Origin of the sequence: Haloechinothrix halophila YIM 93223 (genome assembly GCF_000504245.1) — a bacterium.
In the GTDB taxonomy this organism is placed as follows: Bacteria; Actinomycetota; Actinomycetes; order Mycobacteriales; family Pseudonocardiaceae; genus Haloechinothrix_A; species Haloechinothrix_A halophila.
In genome coordinates, this window is record NZ_KI632509.1 from 1,941,817 (window position 1) to 1,967,914 (window position 26,098).

General features: G+C 67.7%; 21 protein-coding genes and 1 tRNA gene. 7 read left to right on the plus strand and 15 right to left on the minus strand.

Annotation, left to right across the window (positions count from 1 at the left end):
- Positions 1 to 226 precede the first annotated feature (226 nt).
- A complete protein-coding gene (locus AMYHA_RS25615; protein WP_051399694.1) occupies positions 227 to 3,829 on the plus strand; it encodes a S8 family serine peptidase in 3,603 nt (1,200 codons plus the stop codon).
- 219 nt (positions 3,830 to 4,048) lie between these two features.
- Here the strand turns inward: AMYHA_RS25615 and AMYHA_RS08840 are convergent, their stop codons facing one another.
- Entirely contained in the window at positions 4,049 to 5,542 is a 1,494-nt protein-coding gene (locus tag AMYHA_RS08840) for a S10 family peptidase (protein WP_034276449.1), read from the minus strand.
- A gap of 32 nt (positions 5,543 to 5,574) precedes the next feature.
- On the opposite strand from AMYHA_RS08840, the gene AMYHA_RS08845 reads away from it, so the two are divergent.
- Both AMYHA_RS08845 and AMYHA_RS08850 read left to right on the plus strand, forming a co-directional pair.
- A complete protein-coding gene (locus AMYHA_RS08845; RefSeq protein ID WP_034269887.1) occupies positions 5,575 to 6,447 on the plus strand; it encodes a uracil-DNA glycosylase in 873 nt (290 codons plus the stop codon).
- Between the two features lie 58 nt (positions 6,448 to 6,505).
- Positions 6,506 to 7,861: an NAD(P)/FAD-dependent oxidoreductase gene (locus AMYHA_RS08850; RefSeq protein ID WP_051399695.1), complete on the plus strand. Its 1,356-nt coding sequence runs from the start codon at positions 6,506 to 6,508 to the stop codon at positions 7,859 to 7,861.
- Between the two features lie 51 nt (positions 7,862 to 7,912).
- Here AMYHA_RS08850 and AMYHA_RS08855 read toward each other — a convergent pair.
- Positions 7,913 to 7,986, minus strand: a tRNA-Leu gene (locus AMYHA_RS08855).
- A gap of 131 nt (positions 7,987 to 8,117) precedes the next feature.
- Between AMYHA_RS08855 and AMYHA_RS08860 the strand changes: the two genes are divergently transcribed.
- Complete coding sequence (locus AMYHA_RS08860) at positions 8,118 to 8,945, plus strand: rhomboid family intramembrane serine protease (protein ID WP_051399696.1); 828 nt, start codon at positions 8,118 to 8,120, stop codon at positions 8,943 to 8,945.
- A gap of 142 nt (positions 8,946 to 9,087) precedes the next feature.
- On the opposite strand, the gene AMYHA_RS08865 is transcribed toward AMYHA_RS08860, so the two are convergent.
- Positions 9,088 to 9,900: a class I SAM-dependent methyltransferase gene (locus tag AMYHA_RS08865; RefSeq protein ID WP_034269890.1), complete on the minus strand. Its 813-nt coding sequence runs from the start codon at positions 9,898 to 9,900 to the stop codon at positions 9,088 to 9,090.
- 179 nt (positions 9,901 to 10,079) lie between these two features.
- On the opposite strand from AMYHA_RS08865, the gene AMYHA_RS08870 reads away from it, so the two are divergent.
- From AMYHA_RS08870 to AMYHA_RS26945, 3 genes are read left to right on the plus strand one after another with little or no spacing between them, the layout of a single operon-like run.
- On the plus strand, positions 10,080 to 10,319 hold the full coding sequence (locus AMYHA_RS08870) for a hypothetical protein (protein WP_034269893.1): 240 nt from the start codon (positions 10,080 to 10,082) through the stop codon (positions 10,317 to 10,319).
- Positions 10,320 to 10,325: 6 nt separating this feature from the next.
- Entirely contained in the window at positions 10,326 to 13,580 is a 3,255-nt protein-coding gene (locus AMYHA_RS08875) for a BTAD domain-containing putative transcriptional regulator (protein WP_157361965.1), read from the plus strand.
- A gap of 30 nt (positions 13,581 to 13,610) precedes the next feature.
- Positions 13,611 to 13,838 (plus strand): hypothetical protein, encoded by a 228-nt coding sequence (locus AMYHA_RS26945; RefSeq protein ID WP_157361966.1) that lies wholly within the window; start codon positions 13,611 to 13,613, stop codon positions 13,836 to 13,838.
- A gap of 41 nt (positions 13,839 to 13,879) precedes the next feature.
- On the opposite strand, the gene AMYHA_RS25620 is transcribed toward AMYHA_RS26945, so the two are convergent.
- The 12 genes from AMYHA_RS25620 to AMYHA_RS08935 all read right to left on the minus strand — a co-directional run bounded on the left by AMYHA_RS25620 (position 13,880) and on the right by AMYHA_RS08935 (position 26,028).
- Positions 13,880 to 14,503 (minus strand): enoyl-CoA hydratase/isomerase family protein, encoded by a 624-nt coding sequence (locus AMYHA_RS25620; protein ID WP_051399697.1) that lies wholly within the window; start codon positions 14,501 to 14,503, stop codon positions 13,880 to 13,882.
- A gap of 12 nt (positions 14,504 to 14,515) precedes the next feature.
- On the minus strand, positions 14,516 to 14,830 hold the full coding sequence (locus tag AMYHA_RS08885) for a hypothetical protein (protein ID WP_157361968.1): 315 nt from the start codon (positions 14,828 to 14,830) through the stop codon (positions 14,516 to 14,518).
- A gap of 106 nt (positions 14,831 to 14,936) precedes the next feature.
- Positions 14,937 to 16,712, minus strand: a complete 1,776-nt coding sequence (locus AMYHA_RS08890; protein WP_034276461.1) for a sigma-54-dependent Fis family transcriptional regulator — start codon at positions 16,710 to 16,712, stop codon at positions 14,937 to 14,939.
- A gap of 137 nt (positions 16,713 to 16,849) precedes the next feature.
- Positions 16,850 to 18,328 carry an aldehyde dehydrogenase gene (locus AMYHA_RS08895; RefSeq protein ID WP_034269899.1) on the minus strand — a complete coding sequence of 493 codons (1,479 nt, stop codon included), beginning with the start codon at positions 18,326 to 18,328 and terminating at the stop codon, positions 16,850 to 16,852.
- Positions 18,329 to 18,338: 10 nt separating this feature from the next.
- Positions 18,339 to 18,668 carry a putative quinol monooxygenase gene (locus AMYHA_RS08900; RefSeq protein WP_034269902.1) on the minus strand — a complete coding sequence of 110 codons (330 nt, stop codon included), beginning with the start codon at positions 18,666 to 18,668 and terminating at the stop codon, positions 18,339 to 18,341.
- A 10-nt stretch (positions 18,669 to 18,678) separates the two neighbouring features.
- Entirely contained in the window at positions 18,679 to 20,370 is a 1,692-nt protein-coding gene (gene groL, locus AMYHA_RS08905) for a chaperonin GroEL (protein ID WP_034269905.1), read from the minus strand.
- A gap of 38 nt (positions 20,371 to 20,408) precedes the next feature.
- Positions 20,409 to 21,434 (minus strand): NAD(P)-dependent alcohol dehydrogenase, encoded by a 1,026-nt coding sequence (locus tag AMYHA_RS08910; protein ID WP_034269908.1) that lies wholly within the window; start codon positions 21,432 to 21,434, stop codon positions 20,409 to 20,411.
- Between the two features lie 10 nt (positions 21,435 to 21,444).
- Complete coding sequence (locus AMYHA_RS08915; protein WP_051399698.1) at positions 21,445 to 22,170, minus strand: iron-sulfur cluster assembly protein; 726 nt, start codon at positions 22,168 to 22,170, stop codon at positions 21,445 to 21,447.
- A 2-nt stretch (positions 22,171 to 22,172) separates the two neighbouring features.
- Positions 22,173 to 23,201 (minus strand): amidohydrolase family protein, encoded by a 1,029-nt coding sequence (locus AMYHA_RS08920; protein ID WP_034276464.1) that lies wholly within the window; start codon positions 23,199 to 23,201, stop codon positions 22,173 to 22,175.
- Positions 23,202 to 23,363: 162 nt separating this feature from the next.
- Positions 23,364 to 23,735, minus strand: a complete 372-nt coding sequence (gene mimD, locus AMYHA_RS08925; RefSeq protein WP_034269911.1) for a propane 2-monooxygenase effector subunit MimD — start codon at positions 23,733 to 23,735, stop codon at positions 23,364 to 23,366.
- Complete coding sequence (locus AMYHA_RS08930) at positions 23,732 to 24,901, minus strand: ferritin family protein (RefSeq protein ID WP_034269913.1); 1,170 nt, start codon at positions 24,899 to 24,901, stop codon at positions 23,732 to 23,734. The genes mimD and AMYHA_RS08930 overlap by 4 nt, the downstream gene beginning before the upstream one ends.
- 83 nt (positions 24,902 to 24,984) lie before the next feature.
- Positions 24,985 to 26,028, minus strand: a complete 1,044-nt coding sequence (locus AMYHA_RS08935; protein ID WP_034269916.1) for an NADH:ubiquinone reductase (Na(+)-transporting) subunit F — start codon at positions 26,026 to 26,028, stop codon at positions 24,985 to 24,987.
- Positions 26,029 to 26,098: the final 70 nt, after the last annotated feature.

The window sequence follows — 26,098 nt, forward strand, 5'->3', positions numbered from 1 at the left end:
CGCTCGACTTCGCCGGGGGAATTGCGCCGAGAAACGGGCAGATCGTCAGGAATCAGGCGCGAATCACGCACTATCCCCGGCGAAGTCGTGCCGTCGCGCGCACCTGAGTGTGTGATCCACTTCTCGTCCGTGTAATCCGTTCGTTATCGTACGGTTCATTCGACTGGGTTACTCTCTACAAGTTTTCTTCGTTGTTCGGTTTCTAGTCTTCTGGGGGATCTCCGCCGTGTTACGCCGTTTTCTTGCTGCCTCGCTCGCGGTCCTGGTGGTGCCGTTAACGCCGGTTCCGGCGGCCGCCGCCGACCCGGGCTACGACGTCGAGCGGTTGGCGACGCCAGAACCTACCGCCAAGAACACCGACCACGCCGCCGATCCGGACACGCTGCTGGTGAAGTTCGCGCGCGGCGCGTCGGCGTCGGCGAAACGCGGCGCCGTGGCGAAGTACAGCGCCACGCGGGTGACGACGCGGCCGGGCCTGTCGTACGAGCTGGTCCGCGCGCCGGGCAGGGCGAAGGCCGTGGCGACGTCGCTGGCGAACGATGACGCGGTCGCGGACGTCGAGCTGAACCACATCCGCAGCGTGACCGCGCGCCCGAACGACCCGGCGTACACCCAGGGGGACCAGCGCTACCTGCGAAAGCTGCGCCTGCATCGGGCGTGGAACCGCGTCAAGGACGCCCGCAGCCAGGTGATCGCCGTCGTCGACACCGGCGTTGACGCGCGTCACCCTGACCTCTCCCGCAGGCTGGTCAGCGGCTACAACGTGCTCAACCCTGGCACCGCGCCGGTCGACGACAACGGCCACGGCACGATGGTCAGTGGCATCGCGGCCGCCCAGACGAACAACGGCGAGGGCATCGCGGGCGCGGCCTGGAACGGCCGGGTCATGCCGATCAAGGTTCTCGACCAGGACGGCAACGGCACCGACTGGGACATCGCCGAAGGCATCAGGGTCGCGGCCGACCGGGGTGCGCGGGTCATCAACCTGTCGCTCGGCGGCCCGGCGCACAGCGACATGCTGCGCGAAGCCGTGCGGTACGCGCGCGACAAGGGTGCGCTCGTCGTGGCGGCGGCAGGCAACACGAGTGGCAACGACCGGAACTACCCGGCCGCGTATCCCGAGGCGCTGGCCGTGGGCGCGACCGACCACTCGGCCAGGCTCGCGTGGTTCAGCACCTGGGGCAATTGGATCGACGTCGCCGCGCCCGGGTTCAACGTCGTGGCGACCTATCCAGGCAACCGCTACGTGATCGACAGTGGCACGTCGTTCGCCGCGCCGCTGGTGTCCGGCATCGCGTCACTGGTGCGGGCGAAGCGCCCCCGGAAGTCGCCGGGCTGGATGCACTGGAAGCTGCGCCGGACGGCGCGGGACGCGGGCCCGCGCGGCATCGACCCGTACTACGGCTGGGGCGTCGTGGATGCCTTCCACGCGGTCGGTGGCATCGCGACCAGGGACGTCAACCAGCCGCGGCTCGGCCCGTCGGAACCAAACGGCGTTCCGGCGCGCGCGGTCGAGCTGAGCGGCTCGGTGACAGGCACGATGGGCATGGCGGGCGACGTCGACTGGTACAAGATCGAGTCATCCCAGGTCGACAAGCTCAAGTTCACGCTCACGCCACCGAGCTACGACGCCGCGCGCCCTGGCAACGTCGACCCGATGCTGGCGGTGTACGACTCCGAACTCCGGCAGCTCAAGGACGTCGACAACGCGGGCCCGGGTGCCCCCGAGTCCGCCACGGTGACCGTCGAGGCGGGCACCACGTACGTCGCGGTGCGCAACTTCAACGGCGCACCCGACACCCGCTCGTACACATTGACGTCGAAGCGCACTCACGTCGGTATGTTCCCGACGAAGTGGGAGCGGCCGACCGCGGGCGACACGCGCAATGTCGAGGTCGGCGACGTCACCGGTGACGGCCGCCCGGACGTCGTCGTGGGCAGCGAGGAGAGCGCCGATGGCGCGGCCGACGGCGGGCTCACGGTGTTCCCGACGCAGGCTGACGGTTCGCGCGGTCCCGCGGAGACCTACGCCGTCACGAGCGGCAGGGTGGCGCCCACGTCATCGGGTCTCGCCCTGCTCGATGCGAACGCCGACGGCAAGCTCGACGTCGCCGTGGCGACGTGGACAGGCGTTGAGATCTTCCACCAGACCACGACCGGAACGCTGGCGAGCGCCGGTATCCTGCCGGAGACAGGCAGGACCGGGTATCTCGAGGCTCGTGACATCAGCGGCAATGGCCTCGATGACCTCGTTGTCTCAGGAGCCGTCGACACGGACGCGACTCGGTGGGCCTTGTCCGTCTTCCTGCAGCAACCGGATGCCACCTTCGTGAGAAGCGAGGTCGGGCGTGCGCTGAGTGATGACGTGGCCGTCGGCGACGTGACCGGGGACGGGCGTCTCGACATCGTCGGTTTCCGCCGGGAGACGGTGAGTGAGCAATACTTGCTGATCCACGAGCAGACGGCGGACGGCTGGACGTTCATGGAGCGCCACACGCCCAATGAGGGACTCATCGAGTCGATCGAAATTGACGATTTCACCGGAGATGGTCGTGACGACGTCATGTACGTGGTTGACGGTGGCGGGTATCTCAGGGTGCTCCAGCAGACGGAGACCGGTGAGCTGACCCGATTGCCGAAGTCCTACACACTGTCGTCCTCGACATTCACGACCGGGGATGTCAATGGCGATGGCCGTATCGATGTGGTGGGAGCTTCGGCGCGCGGCAGCGCGATCGTCGCGCTGCAGCGTGCGGACGGCACGCTCGGGCCACGGACCTTCTCGTCCGGCGGTGGTTCCTCACCACATAACGGGCTGGCGATCAGCGACCTCGACGGCGACGGCGATGCCGATCTCGCCTTCGCGGATCCTCGCGATGACCGGGTGGCCGTCCTGTACCAGGGGGAGCCGACCGTGACTCCCGCCGGCGAGCGGGAGTGGGTGCGGTCGGTGTGGCCGTTCGACTTCGCGCCGAACCGCGCATTGTCGAAAGTGCCCGCGGTGGAGTTCGAGCGCGATGTCGACCCGGCGTCGGTGACCGGCGCGACGGTGCGCCTGGTCGACGGCCAGAACAACCGGACCGTGCTCGCTACGGTCACGTACGACGCCACGGCGAAGAAGGCGACGATTCAGCCGGAAGCCCGGTTGCTGGAGGCACGTCCGTATCGCGTCGAGGTGAAGAACCTGCGCGACGTGTCGGGTGCGGCGCAAGCCGAGCCGTTCACGACGTCGTTCCGCACGCGGAATCTGGCCCCGTCGCGGGTAACCGGCCTGGTGGCCAAGGGACGGTTCAAGAAGGCGAAGCTGTCCTGGTCGAAGCCGGATATCCCGGACTTCCGCCGCGTGCTGGTGCGGCGCAAGGCGGGCTGGCAGGCACCGTCGCGGTCGGAAGGCAAGCGCGTGTACTCGGGCAGGCGCAACGCCGTCACAGCCAAGGGGCTGCGGCCCGGCCGGACCTACAGCTTCTCGATTTGGGTGCAGGACAAGGACGGCAAGTTCAGCCGCGCCTCGAAACGGCGGCTGAAGGGCACCTACGTCGTGGCGAAGGCGCGCCCGAGGGTCATTTCCGCAGGTGACAGGGTCAAGGTCCGGGGGAAGCTATTCCGGTCGGCCGGTGACAAGCCGATCGCCGGGAAGCGCGTCGTGATCCAGACGCGTCGCAAGGGCACGGCCAAGTGGTACGTGCTTGGTCGGCGCACCACGTCGGACACCGGCTACTACCAGATCGTGCACCGTACGAAGGTCGCTCGGCAGTACCGGGTGAAGTTCAACGGCAACCGGGCGTTCCTGGGCTCCCGCAGCCCGAAGCGCACGGTGCGGATCGGCTGATGCGTGTGGGGCGCTGCGGCTCGCCCTCGACGCCGTGCGTGCCGGGCGGCGTGCGGGTGCCTCCCTCTTCGCCGGGCTAATTGCCCCGGGAACCGGACAAAGCACCATGAGTCAGGCGCGAATCGCGCAACATCCCCGGCGAAGGCGGCCCGGCAGCCACGACGTCACGCCGAGGTCCGACGTCACGCAGCGCTGCCGCGCAGCCAGGCCCCGCCACCCTCAGCGGTTGGACGCCGTCCGCACGAACTCCGCCAGATCCGCCGACTGCCGCAGCCGCGACGGCTCGTGCACATACATCATGTGCCCCGCCGGGTAGTACGCCCGCGTGATGTTCTCCCGCAGCTCGTCCGGGATTGTCAGGTGCGCCAGGGTGTGCTCGGCCGCGAAGTACGGCGTCGCGCCGTCGGTGTAGCCGAGGCTGACGTGCAGCTTCAGGTGCGGGTTCGCGCGCATCGCAGCCGACACCTTGTCCACGGTCGACACGTACTGGTTCTCGAACTCCTGGTACGACCACGCCTTGTGGGCGGCCACGTTGATGATCTCGTACGGCAGGTCGTTCTCGTAGCCCAGTTCGCTGCGCACGTAGTGGTTCAGTGCCGCCGTGTACGGCCCGACCATCGCCGCCATCGAGGGGTCGTCGGTGAGCTGTTCCTTGCCGTAGTCGGTGTCAGGGCCGGTGAACCGCGAATCGAGCCTGCCGACGACGAGCTTGCGGTCCCGCAGCAGCTCCGCGAAGAACCGCAGATGCTCGATACGCAGGTCGACCCGGTCGACGTAGTCGGGCGACAACCCGGTCAGCGTGGCCAGTCGTGCGACGGTCTCGCGGCGCTCCTCGGCGGTCAGCCGCGCACCCCGCGCCAGCGCGAGCGGGTAGTCCCGCTCGGCGAACTCCTCCGCCTCCCGGAGGACGTCCTCGAGTTCCCTGCCGTCGTGCCGCCCGTGGTAGTGCGCGATCGACGCGTAGGTCGGCAGGAACAGGCTGTACGGCAGGTCGTTCTCGCCGGTGAACCGAATCGTGCTGAAGTCGAGCACCGCCGAGATCAGCAGCAGTCCGTTGAGGTACATGCCGTAGCGGCTCTGCAGGTGCTCGGCAAGCGCGGCCGCGCGCAGCGTGCCGTACGACTCGCCTGCCAGGAACTTCGGTGACAGCCAGCGCCCGTTCCGCGACGTCCACAGCCGGATGATCTCCCCGACGGATTCGATGTCGCCACTGAATCCGTGGTAGTCCTGCGGTTTCTCGCCCTCGGCTGGGCGGGAGTAACCGGTGGACACCGGGTCGATGAACACGAGGTCGCTGTGTTGCAGCAACGTCTCGTGGTTGTCCGTCAGTCGGTACGGCGGCGGCTCCGGTGCGCCGACGTCACCAGCGACGACCCGGCGCGGCCCGAGCAGGCCCAGGTGTAGCCACACGCTCGACGAGCCGGGCCCGCCGTTGAACGCGAACGTCACCGGACGCTCGGCCGCGTCGGCGTCATCGAGGGTGTACGACGTGAGGAACATCTCGGCTTTGGCGACGTGGCCGTCGAACGTGCCGTCGGTGACGCTCTCCTTGCGCAGCACCATTCGGCCGGTCCGCGCGGTGTAGCGCAGTTTCTGTCGCTTGATCGACAACGTGTGGTTGGTTGTGACGAAGTCGTCGGTGGGGGTGGGACGATCGTCTTTCGAGTCGGGTGCGGTCTGCTTCCCTGCGTCGGGTTCGGATGGGTTGGCCATGCTGATCACTCTATGACGATCACAATGGGAGTGTGGTCACTCAACCCGCCGCCGTCGCGGCACGTGCCGCCGACATCGACCAACTCGACGCCGACGTCGCCGAGTGCACGGCGTGCCCGAGGCTCGTGGCGTGGCGGGAGGAAGTCGCCCGCACGAAGCGTGCCGCGTTCGCGGACCAGACGTACTGGGGACGTCCTGTCCCCGGCTTCGGTCCCGCTGATGCCGCGCTGGCGATCGTCGGGCTCGCGCCCGCCGCGCACGGCGCGAACCGCACCGGACGGATGTTCACCGGTGACCGCTCCGGCGACTTCCTGTACTCCGCGCTCTACGATGTCGGGCTCGCCTCGCAGCCGACCGCGACCAGCGCCGACGACGGCCTCGAGCTGTTCGGCGTGCGGATCACCGCCCCGGTGCACTGCGCGCCGCCCGCGAACAAGCCGACCCCCGTCGAGCGCGACACCTGCCGCCCGTGGCTGGCCCGCGAGCTGGAGTTGCTCGCGCCGACGTTGCGCGCCGTCGTCGTTCTCGGCGCGTTCGGCTGGCAGGCTCTGCTTCCGGTGCTGTCCGACGCAGGGTGGCACATCCCGCGTCCGCGCCCCCGCTTCGGCCACGCCGCCCACCACGCCGTGTCCGGCACTCAGAACGCCGTGTCTGACGTTCCGGACGCTGTGTCTGACGTTCCGGACGCTGTGTCTGACGTTCCGGACGCTGTGTCTGACGTTCCGGACGCTGTGTCTGACGTTCCGGACGCCATGTCCGCCAGTCCCGACACCCTGCACCTGTTCGGCTGCTTCCACCCGTCGCAACAGAACACCTTCACCGGACGACTGACGCCGCGGATGCTGCGGGACGTCCTTGCCAGTGCCGCGAGCGCAGCGAGGTTACCCGTTCGTAACGTGACGTAGGTATCCCCGCTGAGGGTCCCCACAAGCGTCGTGCTCTGTGTGGTGCGACGATGTCCGTATGGGCGCAACGAAGTCGGAACCGACCCGCATCGTCATCCTCGGCGGCGGATATGTCGGGCTCTACACGGCGTTGGGGCTGCAGCGCATGCTGCGTGCCAATGAGGCTGCCGTGACCGTGGTCGATCCGCAGCCGCACATGACCTACCAGCCATTTCTGCCGGAGGCGGCAGCTGGCGCCATCGAGCCGCGCCACGTCGTCGTGCCGCTGCGGCGCGCGCTCAAGCGCTGCCATGTGCTTACCGCGCGGGTGCAGCAGATCGAGCACAAGCGCAAGGTCGTCACCGTCGAGGCCGCTGACGGGCACGTCGAGGAGGTCCCGTACGACCACCTCGTGGTCGCGCTCGGTTCCGTGGCGCGCCTGCTTCCCATCCCGGGACTCGCCGAGGAAGGCATCGCCTTCAAGACCATCGGCGAGGCGATCTACCTGCGCAACCACGTTATGTCGCAGATGGATCAGGCGTCGAGCACCCGTGACCCCGAGGTGCGCAAGCGCAAGCTGACGTTCACCGTCGTCGGCGGCGGCTTCGCGGGCATCGAAGCGCTGGCCGAGCTGGAAGACATGTCGCGGTTCGCTTGCCGCTACTACCCGAACATCGAGCCGGAAGACCTGCGCTGGGTGTTGGTCGAGGCGGCGCCGCGCATCCTGCCCGAGGTGCGCGAGACGCTCGGCGTCTACACCGTCGAGCAGTTGGAGAAGCGCGGCATCGAGGTGTACTTGTCGACGCTGGCGAAGTCGTTCGAGAAGGGCCACGTCGTGCTCTCCGACGGCACCGAGTTCGACTCCGACACGATCATCTGGACCGCCGGTGTCAAGGCCAACCCGGTGCTGGCCGACTCCGATCTGCCGCTGCACAAGTCCGGCAGGGTGCAGGCGACCCCCGCGCTCCAGGTGCTGGACAATCCGGACGTCTGGGCTGCCGGTGACTGCGCCGCGGTTCCGGACCTGTCGGTCACCGAGGAAGACCCGACGGCGATCTGCCCGCCCAACGCCCAGCATGCCGTGCGCCAGGCGAGGCACCTCGCGAAGAACGTCGTGCGCGCGTTGCGGGGCAAGCCGGTCAAGGACTACAAGCACAAGAACATGGGCTCGGTGGCTAGCCTCGGCCTACACAAGGGTGTGGCCGACACCCTCGGCATCAAGGTCAAGGGCTTCCCCGCGTGGAGCATGCACCGCATGTATCACGTCAAGGCGATGCCGACCTTCAACCGCAAGGCGCGCATTACGGCGGACTGGCTGCTCGGTGGCCTGTTCAAGCGCGAGGTGATCTCCATGGGGCAGATCCACTCGCCGCACGAGGAGTTCCATCGCGCGTCGGGCAAGGTGCCGGAGCGGAAGCCGGACGAGAAGGCCTGACGACGTCGGGAACGGGGGGACACGACGTCCCCCGACGAACCATCCCTGTAGTGCCCCCGACGGGACTCGAACCCGCACTTGATCGATTTTAAGTCGACTGCCTCTGCCGATTGGGCTACGGGGGCACCGCTGAGCCTATGCGTCGCGGCGCGCCGTGGCACCCGTGGGGCGTTTCGCCGCGGCGTGTCCCACATTCAAGATGGCGTGTGGGACGCGGCGCTCAGTAGCCCATGGCGTACGGGTATGGTCGCGGGCTATGCGATCGGTCGGTTCGTCACCTCTGCCGGATTCATCCCCGTCCGACAAGGCGACGCAGGAGAGCACACGGGCCCCGCATGACTGGGACATCGGGTCGTTGCGGTCGCCGCTCGGCAAGTCCGCGACCACGATGCTGGCCGTGCTGGTCCTGCTGTGGGCGGTGGACGTAGCCAACGCGCTGGGGGACCGGCGGTGGAACTTCGAGTTCGGCATCGTTGGCCGCGACCCCGGTCATCTTCTCGGCATCGTCACCGCACCGTTCCTGCATGGCAATATCGAGCATCTCGTGGCCAACGGCAGCGCGCTGTTCACCCTCGGTCTGATCGCCGGGTTGTACGGCATCTGGCGGTTTCTCGGGGTGGTGCTGGTCGTCGTCTTACTCGGCGGGCTCGTGGCCTGGGTCTTCGCGCCGGAGGGCACGGTCTCGGTCGGCGCTAGTGGAGTTGTCTTCGGTTTGTTGGGCTATCTCGTCGCGCGCGGGTTCGTCGAACGGAGACCTCTCGACATCGTCATCTCGCTCGGCGTCGGTGTCGCATTCGGCTACCACATCGTTTCTGGCGTGGTCCCGACTGAGGCGCGTGTCGCGTGGTGGGCACACTTGACGGGTTTTCTCGCCGGCATCGTCGCGGCTTGGCTTTTCCGCAGGCGTCGTAAGCCCGCCACTGCCGACACCACTTCCGGCGCCGCGCCACCCGCCGCCGGGTCAGCCGCAGGCGGGTCGGCCGCAGGCGAATCACCGGCTGTCGGCTCGGCCCCGCCAGTGGGTTCCGAGACCGGCACCGTTGACTCGGCGGTAGACGCCCCGCCAGGAACCGACTCCCGGTAGCGTCCTTTTCGTGTCGCGTGGGTCCACACTGTGGCCGATGTGGCGCGAGCCCGCAGCGTGATCACGGCACGTCTGCTCGTTCGCGGTGACAGCGTCGTCTGTCCGCTTCGGGAGCGACGGAACGTCCGCGATCGGACGTCCGTCAGGCCTTGGTTGCGACGGTCATGAGGTACTCCCAGTCGTGGATCACTGTCCCGTCGGTCGCGCGGTTCGCCCCGGTCGCCAGTGCGATCAGGTCGTCGCGGAAGGCGCTCCGGCCGTCGTCGGTGAGTCGCTGGGACGCCTTCAGCGTCGGCCCGTAGTGGGTGAGGAAGAAATCGGCGAAATGCTCCGGTGAGAGGAACCGCTGGGTCACGCTGGTCGTGCTGAAGGTCAGTTCGGACACCGCATCGCCCAGCATTTCGCGCACCGTGTTCTCGTCACCCCAACGGACTGGGGGGAGGGTGCCCGCGGGCGGTGGTGCGTGTCCGCCCACCGTCTTGAGCATCTCTCCGACGAATCCGGTCGGCGTCCAGCACGCGAGACCGATGCGTCCGCCCGGCTTGCACACTCGCACGAGCTCGTTCGCGGCCTGCTGGTGGTCGGCGGTGAACATCACTCCGAATACCGAGAGCACGTAATCGAACGACGCGGCATCAAACGGCAGATCCTCGGCGTCCGCCACGCGGAAGTCGACGGGAAGGTCTTCCGCTGCCGCGCGCCGCTCGGCTGCTTCGATCAGTTCGGGCACGTAATCGATGCCGGTGGTGTCGCAGAAGCGGCGGGCCGCCGCCAGTGCCACATGCCCGGTGCCGGTGGCCACGTCCAGCACCGCGGAGCCCGGTCGCAGGTCCACCGCGTCGCACACCGCATCCGCCAGTGGGACGGTCAACCACGCGACTTTGCCGTAGTTCCCGCTACTCCACGTCAGTTGCTGCTTCGTCTTGATCTCTGCGAAATCGTTCTGGACAGCCATCGCGACGCGGTCCCTTCTCGGTTGTGGTTTGTCTTGTTGGCCCGTTACAGAAGAAGACGTCCGAAATCGTCTCGCTGATTGCATCCGTCCGCCACCGCGCCCTGACCGCCGTCGTCAGCGAATCGTCAGCGCCGGGTGTCAACGTTGCGAGGGTGTCGCAGAGTGAGGAGACGAGAGCGGTGGACGCAGTGACGACGTGGTTGTTGTTCGTGCTGGTGATCGGCGGTATGACGGTGGGTCTCGGCCGGGCGATGTGGCCCCGGCGGTCCCGGCCGTTCGCCGACCGGACGCTGCGGAGTGACCTGGTGACCGGGCTGGCGGCCGCGCGCGGAATGGGCGCGAACTACCAGCGCACCATGGAGCGCTACCTGCACGAGCTGAACAGCAAGCCCGGCTCGGGCGGAAAAACGAGGTGCTGAGCGTCGGTGGCCGACCGTAATGTGGAGGGCATGCGGTTCCAGATCCTCGGCCAGCTCGCGGTCTGGGACGGCGATGTCCGGATATCGATCCCTGGAGCCAAGCAACGCGCGCTGCTCGGATACCTGCTGGTGCATCACGGATACCCGGTACCGGCTGACCGGATCATCGACGAGCTGTGGGGCGAGGACGTGCCGAGCAAGGCGCGCAACGCGCTGCAGGCCAAGGTATCCAGCCTGCGTGGCGCGCTGGCGCCCGGCGATCCGGAACGGGGCAGGGCACTGCTGCGCGCCGATGAAGGTGGCTACCGGCTCGCGGTGCCCGGCGACGCGGTCGACGCCGCTCGCTTCGAGAAGCTGGTGTCCGAGGGGCGCCGGGCCATCGATGGCGACCAGCTCGCCCGCGCGTACGGGCTGTTCGACGAAGCCCTGACGATGTGGCGCGGCGAGCCGCTGCCTGAACTGCACGACTACCGGTATGCCACGGTCGCTGCCGAGCAGCTCACCGCCCGCTACCTCACGGCGATCGAGCTGCACGCCACCACCTGGCTGTCGGTGGGTGGTAGCCGCGATCTGCCGGACAAGTTGCTGCGCATCCTCGCCGAGCACCCGCTGCGGGAGTCGTTGCGCGCGCTGGCGATGCGGGCGCTGGCCCGGCAGGGCAGGCAAGCAGAGGCACTCGCGGTCTACACCGATGGCCGCACGCTGCTCGCCGAGGAGCTCGGTGTCGACCCTGGCGCCGAGTTGCGGACCGCGCACGCGGACGTGCTCGCGCAGCACCCAGTGGCCGAGGGCTCGGGGCAGGGTGCGCGGGTCAGGCTGCCCGCCGAGTCGACCAGCTTCGTCGGCAGGCACCGTGACCGCAGGCGGCTGTGTGAGCTGATCGAGCGGGAGCGGCTGGTGACCGTGACGGGGCCCGGCGGGATCGGCAAGACCCGTCTCGTGGTGAACACGCTGAGCACGATGGCGCCGCCCGCGGACGGGATCTGGTTCGCCGACCTGCGTGGCGTCGCCGAGCACGACTGCGCCATCGACCGGCTGACCGAGATCGCCGACACGGTGCTGCGGACGGTCCGCGACCGCGACGGCGCCAGCCTCGGTAGCGACGAGCGAGTCGTCACCGACCGCCACCGGGCACCGCTGGACCGCATGTGTGCCGGTATCGGCGGCAGGGACGCGGTGCTCGTGCTCGACAACTGCGAACACATCAGCGCCGACGTCGCCACGCTGGCACGTGAGCTGCTCGTGCAGTGTCCCGGCCTGCGGCTGGTGACCACGACGCGGGTGCTGCTCGGCTTGCCGGAGGAGGCGATGCTGCGGCTGGAGCCGCTACCGGTGCCACCCGAAGGTTCCGGCCGGGACGCCTGCCTCGCCTCCGAGGCAGTGGCGTTGTTCTCTGCACGGGCACGGTTGAACGCCGAGTCGCTGTCCGACGCCGATCTGGACCGGGTCACCGCCATCGTGCGGCGCACAGAAGGCATCCCACTCGCGATGGAGGTCGCCGCGGGCCTGCTGCGCGGCATGACTCTCAAAGACGTGGCCGATCACCTGCGCGGCGACCGGCATCTGCTGCAGAACGGCAACGACTACACGCTCAACGACACCATCGCCCGCAGCTGGGGCCTGCTCGACCCCGCCGAGACCGACCTGTTGACCCGGCTCGCCACAATCGAAGGCCGGTGGGGGCTGGACGCCGCCTACGCGCTGGCGGGCACATCGGTGCCGCACGACGAGGTGGCCACCACCGTGGCCAGACTGGTCGAGCGGTCGCTGGTCAACTACGACCCGGCCAGCCCACTCGCACCGTACCGGTTGCTGGAGGCCATCCGCGATTACTCGGCGCGCAGGCTCGCGGGCCACCCTGAGCGCGATGGCATCGTGCTGGCGCACGCCGAGCATTTCCTGCGGCTGACCGAACGCACCGACCCGCTGCTCCGTGGCGCCGACCAGCCGGAGGCATTCGCGCTCCTCGGCGCTAACCACCCCGACGTGCTGACGGCGATCCGCACCTTCCTCGCGGCGGGGCGGGTCGAGAACGCCTTGCGCACGGCGACGGCGATGGGCTGGTACTGGTGGCTCAGCGGCAGGCGCCGCGAGGGTCGCGCTGTGCTGTGCGACCTGTTGACCCGGATCAAGGCCGACGGCGACATGCCGCTGGTCCGCACGGCGCGGGCGTGGGCGGGAGCGCTCGGTTTCACCGGCGGCGACGCGGAGGAAGCCGTCGAGGAGTGCATCGACGCGCTGGATGAGATCCCGTCGCGACAATGGGACACCGGCTTGTTGCTTGTGGCCATCCTGGTCGCCGACCGGTTGTATCTGCGCGGCGACCCGAACCGTGCGCGGCGGTTCCGTGAGCGGATCGAGGAGGTCGCCGAGCGGGAGGACGACCAGTGGTACACCGCAGCTGCTCGGTTCACCGCCGGCATGGAGGCCACGCTGCACGGCCGCGTGCCGGAGGCGCGCCACTTCGCGGAAGCGTCACACGCCGGCTTCGTCGACTCGGCGGACCTGTGGGGACAAGCGCAGTCGCTGGATCTGCTCGCTGGTCTGGACGAGAATGCAGGCGACTATCCCTCGTCCCGACGCGCGAGGGAGCGCGTGATTGAGCTCGCCGAGCGGTTGGGACTGCACGATGTGCACGCCTACCAGCTCGTCCGCATCGGTAACTTGTGCACGCTGACCGCCGACCTCGACGCGGCAGAGCGGCTGTTGCTGCACGCCCGCGACCTCGCGAAGCAGCTGGGTATCGCCAGCACCGTCGCCTACGCCGACAACGGACTCGGTCTCGTGCTGCGACGGACAGGCAAGCCACACCAGGCGCAGATCCGCCACGAGGCCGCGCTGCGGCACTACCGCCAGATCGGCTCGACCTCCGGGATCGCGTTCACCAGCGCGATGATCGGGCTGGCGGCCGGGGCGGCGGGCAACGTCGGCGACGCGGTGCGCTGGCAGCGCGACGCGCTGCACGCCTCGATCGCCAGCGGCGACCGCCGTGCCGTTGCCCTCGCATTGGAAGGGCTGGCCGTCGCGCTCGCGCCGTCGGAACGCGCCGCGGTGCTCTTCGGCGCCGCTCGCGCGCTGCGGGCGGAGGCTGGCACACCACGACCGGCGGGCGAGATCCCCGACGTCGACCGGGTCGAGACAGGGCTGCGCGACCGGCTGAAGCCCGACGTGCTGGAGCGGGCGGCGCTGACCGGCAAGTCGTGGGCCAGCGAGCTGGACGAGCTCGCCACTCATGTCGAGTCGATGCTCGACCATCAGTGATTCATCAGCCCGACCGGCGACAGTGGTGTCATGTTTACGGTCTACTGCCCCCGCCACGGCTCTGAGGTACTGCTCGGACTGAGCCGCCTGCGGCGGATGGTCAATCTCGAATCCGGCGTCATCCTGATGGAGTTCACCTGCTACGACGGTGAGGTCGTCGGGCTGCTCACCGGTGCCCGCGTTCCCCACGAACAGTCCGTGCCACCAGCAGACGCACTCGAGGACCACCCGGTTGGCGCTGCGGTACACCACGCCTAGCTGTTCCCGGCAGGGTAACCGTCGTGATCACGAACGGATACCTACATCCGCTGCGGGATCGGCACACCCGTCCTGGCGTGGTCCACGGCTTCGTCGAGCAGTTGCGTAAGCCGCCGGGGTCGTTCGACGAACCCGGCGGCTTCGGCCTCCGTCGCGGTGAACGCCAGCGCGCCGGACGGCATTGGCGCACCACAGCACGCGAATGCGTCGCGGACCAGTTCGACCCCGACGCCCGACAGTGGTGCGGTGCCCTGTGCGGCGAAGACCGTGCCGATCAGCCCGCGTTCCATCAGCCGGATATCCGCCGCCGCGGCGAGTGCGAAGCCAGTGTCGATGGCGTCGCCGTTCACCGCCGCGACGACGGGCGCCGGATGCTCGGCCACCGCGCGCAGCGCATCGTCCTGTGCCGTCAGCAGCTCCTCGATGGCCTGGGGCCGTGCCGGGCGCGTGGTGTCCCCGGCAGGGGATACGGCTGCGATCGGGGCTGAGATCTCGGCCCCGATCGCGAACGTCCTGCGATACCCCGTCAGCACCACCGGATGCGCTGGGCCGATGAACTCCATCGCCGCGGCGAGCCGCCGCAACAGCGGTGTGTCGAGCCGATTGTGCCCCCGGCCGTGCAGGTGGATCACGGCGACGCCGTCGCGTTCTTCGAGGTCGAGCATGCTCGAGTCTCCTCAGCTGGCTTTTCGCTCTGACATGGGCTCCGCGAGCCGCGCGACGTGCCGTCCCACCAGCGGCCCCGCCTGCTGAGCCAGCGAGGCGACACCCCGCGCGGTGAGCGTGACGGCGTGCCTGCCCGATGGCGTCGCGGGGCCGATGGGCCGGATGAGCTCCGCGTGGGTGAGGGTGTGGGCCAGCGCCTGGTCGCAGCAGGCAAGCCCGTCGATGAACATGTCCGGCTCGCAGCTGTCCGACACCTCAGCGCGGCCGTCGGCCACGGCGGCGAGCATCGCGCGTGTCCGTGGTGACTGCGGGACCGCTTGTGGCATCGAGTCCACCTCCGACTGCGGCTGCTGGGACCGGTTTCTGGATCGTTCGGTCCTAGGAAACCGCATCAGCGCAGGACCTGCGGTCGCAGTTTGAGACGTCCCGCCGTCAGCACGGCACGTCGATGCCGTACTCACGGATCTTGCGATAGATGGTGGCGCGCGAAACCCCAAGGGCTCGCGCGGCCGTTGTCTTGTTCCCCTCGGCATCGAGCAGCGCCTGCACGATGGCGTCCCGTTCCATTGACTCCAGCGGTGTCAGCACGCGCCGGGATACCGAGCGGCACTCCGGCGGCAGATCGTCCGGCTGCACCGTGCCCGAGCGGCGGTGCAGCATCACCTTGTGCAGCACGTGCCGCAGCTGCGTGATGTTGCCCGGCCAGCTCGACCGCATGAGCAACTGGATCGTGGTCCGCGCGCACATCAGCCGGGTGTCCTTGCTCAGCTGCAACAACAGGAACGGCACCAGCTCGTTCAGGTCATCGATGTGGTGGCGTAGCGGCGGTACTGTCACCGAGCTGGGGAAATGCCGGAGGACGTCGTGTCCGATCCGCTCCCGCCCCGAACTCGAGGTCGCGACCACCCACGGGGTCGCGCCCGCGCTCGCGGCCGACAGCTCCCTGCCAAGCCCAGGCCGGTACTCATCAGGTAGCGCGTCGATGTGGCGCAGCACCAGCGTGCCGTGTCCCTCGCTGAGGGCCTGCCTGACACGCTGCCGCCACTCGTCGCCGTCGCGGTCCCGCGCGGCGAAGTCGATCACGGTGTACGGCTCGGTCGGGCACGATCGCGCGTGCACGGCCTTCACTACCGCGTACTTGCCGACACCCGGCTCGCCCTCGACAAGCAGCCACTCGCCCGCGGTGTGGTTGTTGGTGATCTCGTGGCAGGCGTGCACCCACATCGCACCCGAACCGACGATGCCTGGCAGCATCGGGCGGTGCTCGATGTTGACGTTCGGTAGTTCGGCGTTGCGGGTCAGCTTGGCGCGGACGACGCCACCGGCGGGACCCGCCGAGCTCGCCACCGGCGTAACGGACATCCGTGCCTGGCCACCGCTCGGCAGGTTGACGGTCAGCGTGACGTGTTCCCGGTGGCACATGGCTTCCGCCGCTCTGGCGAGCAGCGCGTCCTGGTCCTGCGGGGAGAGCACTTCGCGAGCGTGCTCGTTGGTGACGACGAGATCGTTGTCGAGCGCGAATACCAAGCCGTGCCCTCGGCGGCACGCGCGAAGGTACTCGGTGAACAGGCTCAGCTCCCGCTGTCCGACCTGCGTGGTCAGCTCATGCTCGATGTCCTTGGCTGTCGCTTTCGCCAGCGTCAGCAGCAGCGGCCCTGCCTCCTTGCGCCAGCACGTGAGGTCAAGCAGGCCGAGCACCTGTCCCGACGTCGGATGCCGGATAGGCACCCCAGCACAGCCGAGCGTGTCCAGGCTCTCGGCGTAGTGCTCGTGCCCGAACACCGTCGCCGGTTGCAGCCCTTCCAGTGCGGTGCCGATGCCGTTGGTGCCGACGAACTCTTCCGCGTAGCTGAATCCCGGTGCCAGTTGCACCCGGTCGAGATAGCGCTCCAGGTTGGCGTCGTCCGTCCTGCGATCGAGGACGACGCCGTTGGGATCGGTGAGGATCACGCTGACCGGCAGGTCGTTGAGCTGGTCCTGCAGCCGCCGCAGGATCGGCGCCGCGCTGCGGGTCAGCGGCGTGTCCTGCTCGGGGTCCTTGACATAGGGAAGCTGGATGTGGTCCGCCGCGACACGCAGGCTCTTCGACCTGTGCCACGACTTCAGAATCGTATCGCGCACCTCGCCGGAGTGAACGTTCTCGGCGCTGAGGAACCGCTCCCGCGCCGTAGCAACATGCGTAGCGTCTCGACCCTCCAGCTGGGCCACGGTCTCACCTCCTCGGCGCGTCGCGACGCCGAAGGTCGCAGTGATGTGCATCACACGGAGTACCCTCGTCGAGGGTACGGCTCAGTCGTAGACAGATCTGTCTCATATTGAGACTTTCTTGTCGGCAAACGGGTGATTCACCCGAGCGTGAACGGGTCGCGGGTGTTACCGCTTAGTTCGACCCAGACTGCTTTGTTCTCGATGTACTGCTCGATCGCCTCCCATCCGTTTTCTCTGCCCAGCCCGGACTGTCCGTAGCCGCCGAACGGCACGCCAGGCGCCACCGCGCGATAGGCGTTGATCCAGACCGTGCCCGCTCGCAGTCGTGCGGCCACGCGGTGCGCGCGGTGGACGTCCTTGGTCCACACCGCGCCCGCCAGGCCGTATGGGGTGTCGTTGGCCAGCCGCACCGCCTCCTCTTCGTCGGTGAACGAATACACCGCGAGCACCGGCCCGAAGACCTCCTCCCGCACCACGGTGTCCTCGGGCGTCACCCCGGTGAGCACGGTCGGCCGCACGAACAGCCCGCCGAGTTCCTCGTCCGCCGCGCCGCCGGTGGCGACCAGCGTGCCGTCCGCTGTCGCTCGCCGCAGGTAGCCGAGCACCTTCTCGTACTGTGGCTGGTTGGCGATCGGGCCCATCTCGGTCGCCGGGTCCCGCGGATCGCCCAGCCGGATCGACGCCGCGCGGTCCGCCACCCGCTCGACCAGTTCGTCGTGCACGCTTTCGTGCACGATCAGCCGCGACCCGGCCATGCACGTCTGGCCCGCCGCGGCGAACACGCCCGCCACCACGCCGTTGGCCGCCGCCGCGAGGTCAGCGTCGTCGAAAACGACCTGCGGTGACTTGCCGCCCAGCTCAAGGCTCACCGCCGTCAGGTTCTCGGCGGCGGCCCGCGCCACCGCCAGACCGGTCGACGTCGATCCGGTGAAGGCCACCTTGTCCACGCCGGGATGGCCAGCGAGGTATGCGCCCACCTCCCTGGACTGGCTGGTGACGACGTTGACGACGCCGGGAGGGAAACCGGCCTGCTCGAACAGCTCCGCGAACGTGGGTGTGGACACCGGGGCGTGCTCAGACGGCTTGACCACGACGGTGCACCCGGCCGCGAGCGCCGGGGCGAGCTTCCAGCTCAGCAACAACAGCGGGGAGTTCCACGGCGTGATCGCCGCGACGACACCGATCGGCTCCTTGCGGGTATAGACGAGGTAGTCCGGATTCGGCGCCGGGATCTGGCGTCCTTCCAGCTTGTCCGCGAGCCCGGCGTAGTAGTGGTACCACCCGCCGAGCGCGCCGAGCTGGCCCTGCATCTCCCGGTACAGCTTGCCGGAATCGTTGACTTCGAGCCGCGCGAGCCGCTCGGCGTTCTCGTCGATCAGATCGGCGAGCCGTCGCATGAGCGCGGCCCGCCGCTGCCCGGTCGTGCTGCCCCACTCACTCTCGAAGGCGTCCCGCGCCGCCGCGACGGCGGCGTCGACGTCCGCGACGCCGCCGTCGGGGAGCACCGCCCAGCTCTGGCCGGTGTACGGGTTCCGCGACTCGAAGGTCGCACCCGATGTCGCATCGACGGTGTGACCGCCGATGAGCAGCTTGGTCCGTTCGAGCGTGGCAGTCATGAACGACTCGTCATGCGTTACTCGGTGAGAGTTCGCCCATCTTTGCCCACCCCTCGTTGGGAATCTGGGCATTGATGATCTCCGGCGTGGTCGCGATGTAGTCCGGCATCCAGTTCATCGCGGCCTTGAAGTGCGCGGAGTTCACGTGCTGCTCGCCAGCCTCCTGCGAGGCGAAGCCCTCCACCAGCACGTACTGGTGCGGAACCTCAACACTCTTGGACCACTCGAAAAACAGGTTGCCCGGCTCGGACCTGGTGCCCTCGGTGAACTCGGACACCGCGTCGAGCCAGCGCTCGCTGTACTCCGGGCGGATCGTGAACTTGACGACGATGAAAATCACGGCAGCCTCCTCAGCCGACCGACGGTCCGAGGCCGAGCGACTGCGGTGTGCTCGCATCCGGCGACGGCTGGTTCAGCCCCTCATCGAGCGGTCCGAACTCGGTCATCAACGCCGGACTGCCGCCCCACGGTGTCTGCTCCTCCGCGACCAGCGAGTTCGTCGTCAGTAGCAGGCCGGCGACCGACGCGCCGTTCTGCAACGCCGAGCGACAGACCCGGAGCGGGTCGATGATGCCTAGTTCGATCATGTTGCCGTAGCGCTCGTGCAGTGCGTCGAACCCTTCGTCGTTGCCCAGCGTCGCCGTGTGCGCGATGATCTCCTGCGCCTGATACCCGGCGTTGTCCGCGATCAGGTACGCGGGCTCGGTGAGCGCCCTGCGCACGATGTCGGCGCCGGTGGCGTAGTCGCCGGTCAGGCCATGATCGGCGAGCACCTTCTCGGCGTGCAGCAACGCGGCTCCGCCGCCGGCCACGATGCCCTCGGCCATGGCGGCGCGGGTGGCCGACAACGCGTCCTCCACCCGATGCTGGAGTTCCTTCAGCTCGGACGGAGTCGCCGCGCCGACCCTGATCACCGCGACCTTGCCGGTCAGCGCGCCGATCCGCTCGGTGAGCACGTCCTCGTCGACGCCGAACTGGGCACGCTCCAGCTCGGCCCGCAGCTGGTTCACGCGGAAGTCGAGCCGCTCGGGGCCGCCGGCCCCGCCGACGATGGTGGTGGAATTCTCGGTGACCCGCACTTGCCGCGCGCGACCAAGATGCTCCAGCGTCATCGTCTCCATCGAGAAGCTGGACTGCTTGGACAGCACCGCGCCGCCGGTGATGGCGGCGATGTCCTCCAGCTTGTGCAACCTGCGGTCACCGAAGCCGGGCGCCTGGACCGCGGTCGCCTGGAACGTGCCGTTGCGGTGGTTGTGCACCAGCATGCTCAACGCGGACCCCTCGACGGTCTCCGCGATGACCACCAGGGGCCTCGGGTCTCGCATGATCTTGTCAAGCAGCGGCATGAGCTGCTGGACCTTGCTGATCTTCTCGCTGCACAACAGGATGTACGGATCCTCGAGCACCGCTTCCATCCTGCCGGGGTCGTTGACCAGGTACGGGGACATGTAGCCGTTGTCGAACTCGAAGCCTTCCACGAAGTCGACGCTCATGCCGATCGTTGGCGACTCCTCCACGGTGACGACGCCGGTGTCGCCAACGGTGTGCAGTGCCCTGCCGATGACGGCGCCGACGTTGTCGTCGTCGTTGGCCGAGATCGCCGCGACCCGCGCGTAGTCCTGTTCGGAGTCGACGGGGTGCGCCACCTGCTGCAGGTGCTCCACCAGCACGGCCACCGCTTTGTCGATGCCACGCTTGACCAGCACCGGGTTGCCGCCGTTGCTGATCGCCTTCATGCCTTCGTGCACGATGGCCTGCGCGAGCACCGTCGCTGTCGTGGTGCCGTCACCGACGATGTCGTTCGTCTTGATGGCGGCTTCCTTGACCAGCTGCGCGCCCATGTTCTCGAACTGGTTCTTCAAGTGGATCTCGCGCGCGATGGTCACGCCGTCGTTGGTGACAACGGGGGATCCGGTGATCTGTTCCAGGATCACGTTGCGGCCCTTGGGGCCGAGTGTGGACTTGACCGCTTCCGCGAGCTTGTCCACCCCGCTCAGCAGTAGCTCGCGGGCTTGCGGTCCGAAGCGCAATTCCTTGGCCATGGTGCGATCTCCTCGTGACGAATGCGGATGGGCGGCGATCAGGGGGTGAGAATGGCGCGGCCCCGGACGCGACCGGCGTCGAGATCGGCCAGGGCGTCGAGTGCGGCATCGAGGGGATACTTCTTGGTGTGCAGCGTGACCTTGCCCGCTTGGGCGAGCACCATCAGTTCGACGAGGTCGTTGTAGGTGCCGACCAGGTTGCCGATGATGTTGCGCTCGGTGGAGATGATGTCGATCGTCGGGATGTCGATGTTGCTGCCGTAGCCGATGATGAAGTGCGAGCCGGCCCGTTGGGTCATCGCGAAGGCGTCCTGCTGCGCACCCTGTTCCGCGACGAAGTCGAGCACGACCTCGGCGCCGTTGCCGTTGGTGATGTCAAGCACCGTGTCGACATGTTTCCCGTCGGCGAGCACCGTCTGGTCCGCGCCCAGCTTCTTGGCCAGCTCAAGCGCCTCGGCATTCTGGTCGACGACGACGATCGTGGTCGCGGTCAGTGCGCGCAGCGACTGGATGCCGATGTGGCCGAGCCCGCCAGCGCCGTTGACGACGCACACCGTGCCTGGATACAGCAGCGGCGCGGCCTTGCGCACGGCGTGGTACGCGGTGATGCCCGCGTCGGCCAGCGCGGCGACGTCCTCCGGCCGGGTGCCGGGATCCAGTTTGATGCACGCTCGCGCCGAGGTGAGCAGGTACTCGGCCATGCCACCGTCGCTGTCGATGCCGGGGAAGGCGTTGTTGGAGCAGTGCATGTCGTCTCCAGCGCGGCACGCCCGGCACAGCCCGCAGGTGGGCGTGGGATGCAGGATCACGGTGTCGCCGACGGCCACATTGGACACCGCTGAGCCGACATCGTGCACCCAGCCCGCGTTCTCGTGACCGATGGTGTAGGGCAGCGCGACGCCGGTCTTGTCAGCCCATTGCTCCTCGATGATGTGCAGATCGGTGCGGCACACCCCGGCCCCACCGATCTTGACGACGACGTCGAACGGTCCCTTCACGGTCGGTTCGGGAACCTCGTCGATGGTTGGTTGCTGGTGGTACTTGTGCACCCTGACGGCCTTCATGGTGTTCTCCTTATTGCTTGCTACCGGGGTAGCGGGCGGCCAACATGCCCCGGCACACGCCCGAGTTGGCTTCCTGGCTGACGCGCGTCGCCCTGGCGAGGCCAAGATGCAGCCGCAGCGCATCGGGCTGGACAGCCTCGCCGGTCGCGGGGTCGACGATCAGCGCGTCGTGATCGGCGCAGGGCAGGCCGAGCTCGTGCCTGCGGTCGATGAGTCGCCACAGGTCCGGGCCCTCCGGCGCATCAGCGAGGGTGAGATCGGCGAGCCGGGCCGGGTCGACGCCCTCGGCCAGTACCGACCGGCACACCCGGTCGGTGCCTGCCAGCACCGCCTTGCGCAGGAAGTCAGCCCGCAGCTCGTCCAGCTCGTCGGCGGCCTCGCCGCGGAACGACTCGACGAAACCGGAACGCGCGGCGACGCCGGTGTTGATGGCGTCCGCCGCGAAATGGTCTTCCAGTCGCACGTCGGCCTTCGTCACGCCGGGGACCGCAGACACCGCGTCGTAGGCGTCGGCGACCATGAGGTAGGCGAAGTTCGGCGCGCAGAAGTAGGTGGGCAGCCGTAGCCGCACCACGGCCTCACCCTCCGGTGTCACGTCGTGGTGGGAGACGAACCCGAGTTCGGTGAGTGGGTCGTCCAGTTCTGGGTCGCGGACAGTGCCCAACGCCGACCAGACCGCCGCCGCGACATCGGCGGCCTGGTCGGAGATGGCGCCCGCTGAGCGTGCGGCCGTCATCGTCACGATGCAACCGGCTCCGCGGCCGGTTGCCCTTCGAGACGCAGCTCCGCGGGTACGTCGAGGTCGTACAGCTTGGCCGCGTTGAGGCCGAGGATCTTCTTCTTCGCCTCGACGCTGACCGGGCCGTAGTCGGAGTACTCCTCGGTGTCCGGCATCTTCCAGTCGACGAACCCCTCGACCTGCCACTTCGGCTCCCAGATGGCGTAGTCGGCGCCGAAGATCAGCTTGTCCTCACCGAGCCAGAACAGCAGCTCGCCCATGACCTTGTTGAAGAACCTCGGCCTCGCGTGCATCAGCCCGCCGACCACGACCGCGAGCCCGGCGTAGACGTTGGGTTCCTGCACCGCCATGAAGCAGAAGTCCTCGATCCGGGGCAGCCCGACGTGCTCGACGATGAAGTTCAACTCGGGGAAGTTGGTCGCCGCGTGGTCGATGTCGCGGACGTCGAACGCGTCCTTGTCAAGCGGCCAGATCGTCGGTCCTTTGTGGACGTGGATGTTCTTGATGCCCAGCTCGCGGCACTTCTCCAAGTAGCGAGCTGCCTCCGGGCTCTTGAGGTCCCAGCCGCGTGACTCGCCGCGCCATTCCGCGGTGTAGAGCTTCACACCTTTGCAGCCCCACCGGTCGACGTCGGCTTCCAGTTTGCGCAGGCCCTCGTCGCCATCGCGGGCGTCGAACGTGGTGTTGAGAATGAACTTGTCGGGATACTTCTCCTTCAGAAGCGCGTCGCGCTCGACGGTGTTGAAGCCCTCGGTGTACCACTGTTTCAGGTTGGTCGGCTGGAAGATCGCGACGTCGACGTAGCCGTCGGTGAAGACGTCCTTCATCATCCGTTCTTCGGAGTACTTCTGAAATTCCTCGAGCGACCAGTGGGTCTCGGGCGGACCGAGGCCCTGGTAGGCGTGGAAGCACTCGATCCAGCCCTTGGCATACTGCTCCTGGCCCGGTTTCCAGTTCTCCGGGCTGGCATCCCAGAAATGGGTGTGCCCGTCGACTACAAAGTATTTCTCGCCATTCTTTTCGTACACGGTGTTCCCTCCGGTGTTCATAAGCCGGGCGTGACTAGCCTTCTTCGGCTGGACCGAGTGCTACCGGCACGCGATTGCGGTGTTGGTAGGTTCCACTCCAGCCGGAAGCGGCCGAACGGGCAGGCCAGTGAGGTATGCCCCGGCGCGCTTCCGGCTGTCGTGTCATGTGACCGGCTGCAGGTCGAAATCGAGGAATTCGGCGGCGTCCTCGGGATTGGCGAACATGATGGTCCGGTCGTCCTCGTGGATCATCCGGCCGTAGTGGGTGGACATGCTTTCCTCGAACTCGGCCGAGTCGAACCAGCCTTCTTCCTCGCCAGCAGCCTCGTCGATCTCGTCGTAGACGACGTCGAGCCGCCCGGTGGCGTCCACCCGGATCATCGAAGGCAGGTAGGTGACGGTCGCGTTGGGTTTGGTCGCCATGACTTCGGCGACGACCGCCCCGACCTGATTGTTCATCAGGGTGAACCCACACATGTTGGATGCGGTGTTGTTGGATTCGAACGGGCTTTCCGCTGTTTTGAACGTGGTCACTGGTCCAGCTCCTTCGGTACTCGCAGATCCATGTCGGACAGAATTCCGCTGAAGCGGTTCTTCGAACGGTCGAGCGCGTCCTCGAAACGTGGCGGCTTCGCGTCCGGCAGTGACCACAACGGCTGCAACGTCCTGGCCGCGTTGAGGCAACGCGGCACCCAGGCGGCCAGCCACTGCTCGAGGTGCCGCCGGTTGTGCTCCGCGAACTCGCGATCGTCGATCAGCAGCTGGAACATCGGCTTGGTGTAGCGCAGGTCCCGCTCGGCGTAGTCGTACTCCTCCGCACCGATCAGCGTCGGGGTGACGAAGTCGCCGTTGCCCGGCGCTGCCTGCTGCACCAGGTTGGACCGGAACAGCTCACCGATGAGCGGCTCGAACACGATGTTCGCCGCGAAGATCGCCTCGCACCAGTCGTCGATGCCAGTCAGTTGCTCGGCGACCTCCCGCACGCCCTGCCACACCGGGTCGGAGTTCCATGCTTCGACGTGCGCGGTGCCATCGAAGCCATCGATCTCCTCGGACAACGTCAGGTTGTACAGCGCCAGATCCTGCGCGGAGCGGATCTTGTGCATGCTGTTCACCGAGATGGCGTTGTTGTGCATGTTGGTAGGCGCCCGCCGGTTGGCGTTGGCGAACAGGTACAGCCCGAGACCGTGGTTGACGTGCATCCACGCGCCGATGTGCTGGGCGACGAACTGGACCCAGTTACTGCTCCACTGCTCGAACGCCTTGGCGCGCTTCGCGGCCTCGATGTTCTGGTTGAGCTGACGCACCACGTTCGCGTTGTAGCGGTACAGCGTGAGTTCCCACTCCTCGTTGGGATCGCGGAACTCGTGCCAGCCGTGCGCGGGCCACTCGTAGCCTTGGCCGCCGGAGCCAGGTCCGCGTACCGGCTCGGGACGGTCGGTACCCCATGCCTTGAGCACGGTCCACTCCAGCGGGTAGCCACCCTTGCCGTCCGAGAAGCCATACAGCCAGCCCTGGGCGAGGTAGTGCCGCGGATCGGGCTGCACCTCGACGGTGACGTCCTCGTAGTGGCTCTGCTTGCGCTTGGCGGAGACGAAGTAGTTGAACTTGCGTGCGTTCGAATCGGGGAACTCTCGTGCGCCTGCCTCGGCGTCGGTGAACACCGGTTTCGGCACGCTGCGTTCTTGCGTGGTTGTCATGTGCTCGTTCCTTTACCGTTGGTGCTTGCCTCGTCGAGGCCGGTTGTCAGGTATGGATCGGCGTCTCATGTGGTGGCGTGGCGTCAGTCCTCTGGGTCTCCGGTCGTGGTGAACTTGTCGTAGAAGATCGCGTCCTCTGCGATCCCGAGCTCGGGCAGCAGTTCCAGCGCGGCCTCAACCATCGGCGGCGGTCCGCAGACGTAGCCGTGCACGCCGGAGAGGTTCTGCTCGCGTTGCCGCACGACGTCGGTGATCAGCCCGACCTCGCCGTCCCAGTCGTCGTCATCCGGCTCGGAGAGCGCTGGCACGTACCTGAAGTTCGGCAAGGTCTGCTCCAGCTCCCGCAGCTCCTCGTCGAAACACAGGTCACGACGAGTGCGAGCGCCGTAGTAGTACGTCGCCTTCCGGTCAATCCCACGCTCAGCCATGCAGCGCAGCAGCGACAGGATCGGCGCCATCCCCGCGCCACCACCGACGAAGATCAGCTCCGTGTCCGGCGCGTCCCGCAGCGTGAACACCCCGAACGGGCCGGTGATGTCGAGCCGGTCGCCGACCGCCACCTGGGTGTCGAGGAACTCCGAGAACCGTCCGTCCGGGTAGACCTTGATGACGAACTCCAGCAGGCCGCCTTCCCTGCTCGACGTGTTGGCCATCGAGAACGAACGGGACTCCTCGGTGCCGGGAATGGTGAAGTCGACGTACTGGCCTGGGAAGAACTTCAGCTCACCCGGTTCGACCAGCCGCACGACGAGATGCCGCATGTCGTGCGTGACGTTGTCGTTGGCGACAACTTCGACCACCGCTTCTTGAATCGGCAGCCCCGAGCGGATCATCTCCTCGTCGTAGTTGAGCAGCTCGATCGTCAGGTCCTCGTACGCGTGCGCCCGGCACAGCAGGGTGAAGCCGTCCTCCTTCTCGAAGTCGGGCAGCGCGAAGGTGGAGTACCGGTCGTGCTCGACGTCGTCGCCGTCGAGGATGAACGACTTGCAGGAACCGCACTGCCCTTCCTTGCAGCCGTGCATGAGCATCACGCCCTGCTCGGCCGCGGCGCGCAGGATGTTCTGGTCCTCGTCGACCTCGATCTCGACGCCTACCGGCTCGAACCGCACCCGGTGCTTGTCTGCCATGGCTGCCTCATCACGAATCGCTCAACAGGAATTGGCACCACGAGGGAGGGGGAGGGCCCTGAAGGGCAAT

Excerpts from the sequence above, each read along its gene's own strand:
- AMYHA_RS08850 (WP_051399695.1), top strand. The coding sequence starts at position 6,506 with ATGGGCGCAACGAAGTCGGAACCGACCCGCATCGTCATCCTCGGCGGC.
- AMYHA_RS08895 (WP_034269899.1), bottom strand. The coding sequence starts at position 18,328 with ATGACTGCCACGCTCGAACGGACCAAGCTGCTCATCGGCGGTCACACC.
- AMYHA_RS08885 (WP_157361968.1), bottom strand. The coding sequence starts at position 14,830 with ATGCCACAAGCGGTCCCGCAGTCACCACGGACACGCGCGATGCTCGCC.
- AMYHA_RS08935 (WP_034269916.1), bottom strand. The coding sequence starts at position 26,028 with ATGGCAGACAAGCACCGGGTGCGGTTCGAGCCGGTAGGCGTCGAGATC.
- AMYHA_RS08860 (WP_051399696.1), top strand. The coding sequence starts at position 8,118 with ATGCGATCGGTCGGTTCGTCACCTCTGCCGGATTCATCCCCGTCCGAC.
- groL (WP_034269905.1), bottom strand. The coding sequence starts at position 20,370 with ATGGCCAAGGAATTGCGCTTCGGACCGCAAGCCCGCGAGCTACTGCTG.
- AMYHA_RS26945 (WP_157361966.1), top strand. The coding sequence starts at position 13,611 with ATGTTTACGGTCTACTGCCCCCGCCACGGCTCTGAGGTACTGCTCGGA.
- AMYHA_RS25620 (WP_051399697.1), bottom strand. The coding sequence starts at position 14,503 with ATGCTCGACCTCGAAGAACGCGACGGCGTCGCCGTGATCCACCTGCAC.
- AMYHA_RS08915 (WP_051399698.1), bottom strand. The coding sequence starts at position 22,170 with ATGACGGCCGCACGCTCAGCGGGCGCCATCTCCGACCAGGCCGCCGAT.
- AMYHA_RS08930 (WP_034269913.1), bottom strand. The coding sequence starts at position 24,901 with ATGACAACCACGCAAGAACGCAGCGTGCCGAAACCGGTGTTCACCGAC.
- AMYHA_RS08910 (WP_034269908.1), bottom strand. The coding sequence starts at position 21,434 with ATGAAGGCCGTCAGGGTGCACAAGTACCACCAGCAACCAACCATCGAC.
- AMYHA_RS08865 (WP_034269890.1), bottom strand. The coding sequence starts at position 9,900 with ATGGCTGTCCAGAACGATTTCGCAGAGATCAAGACGAAGCAGCAACTG.
- AMYHA_RS08840 (WP_034276449.1), bottom strand. The coding sequence starts at position 5,542 with ATGGCCAACCCATCCGAACCCGACGCAGGGAAGCAGACCGCACCCGAC.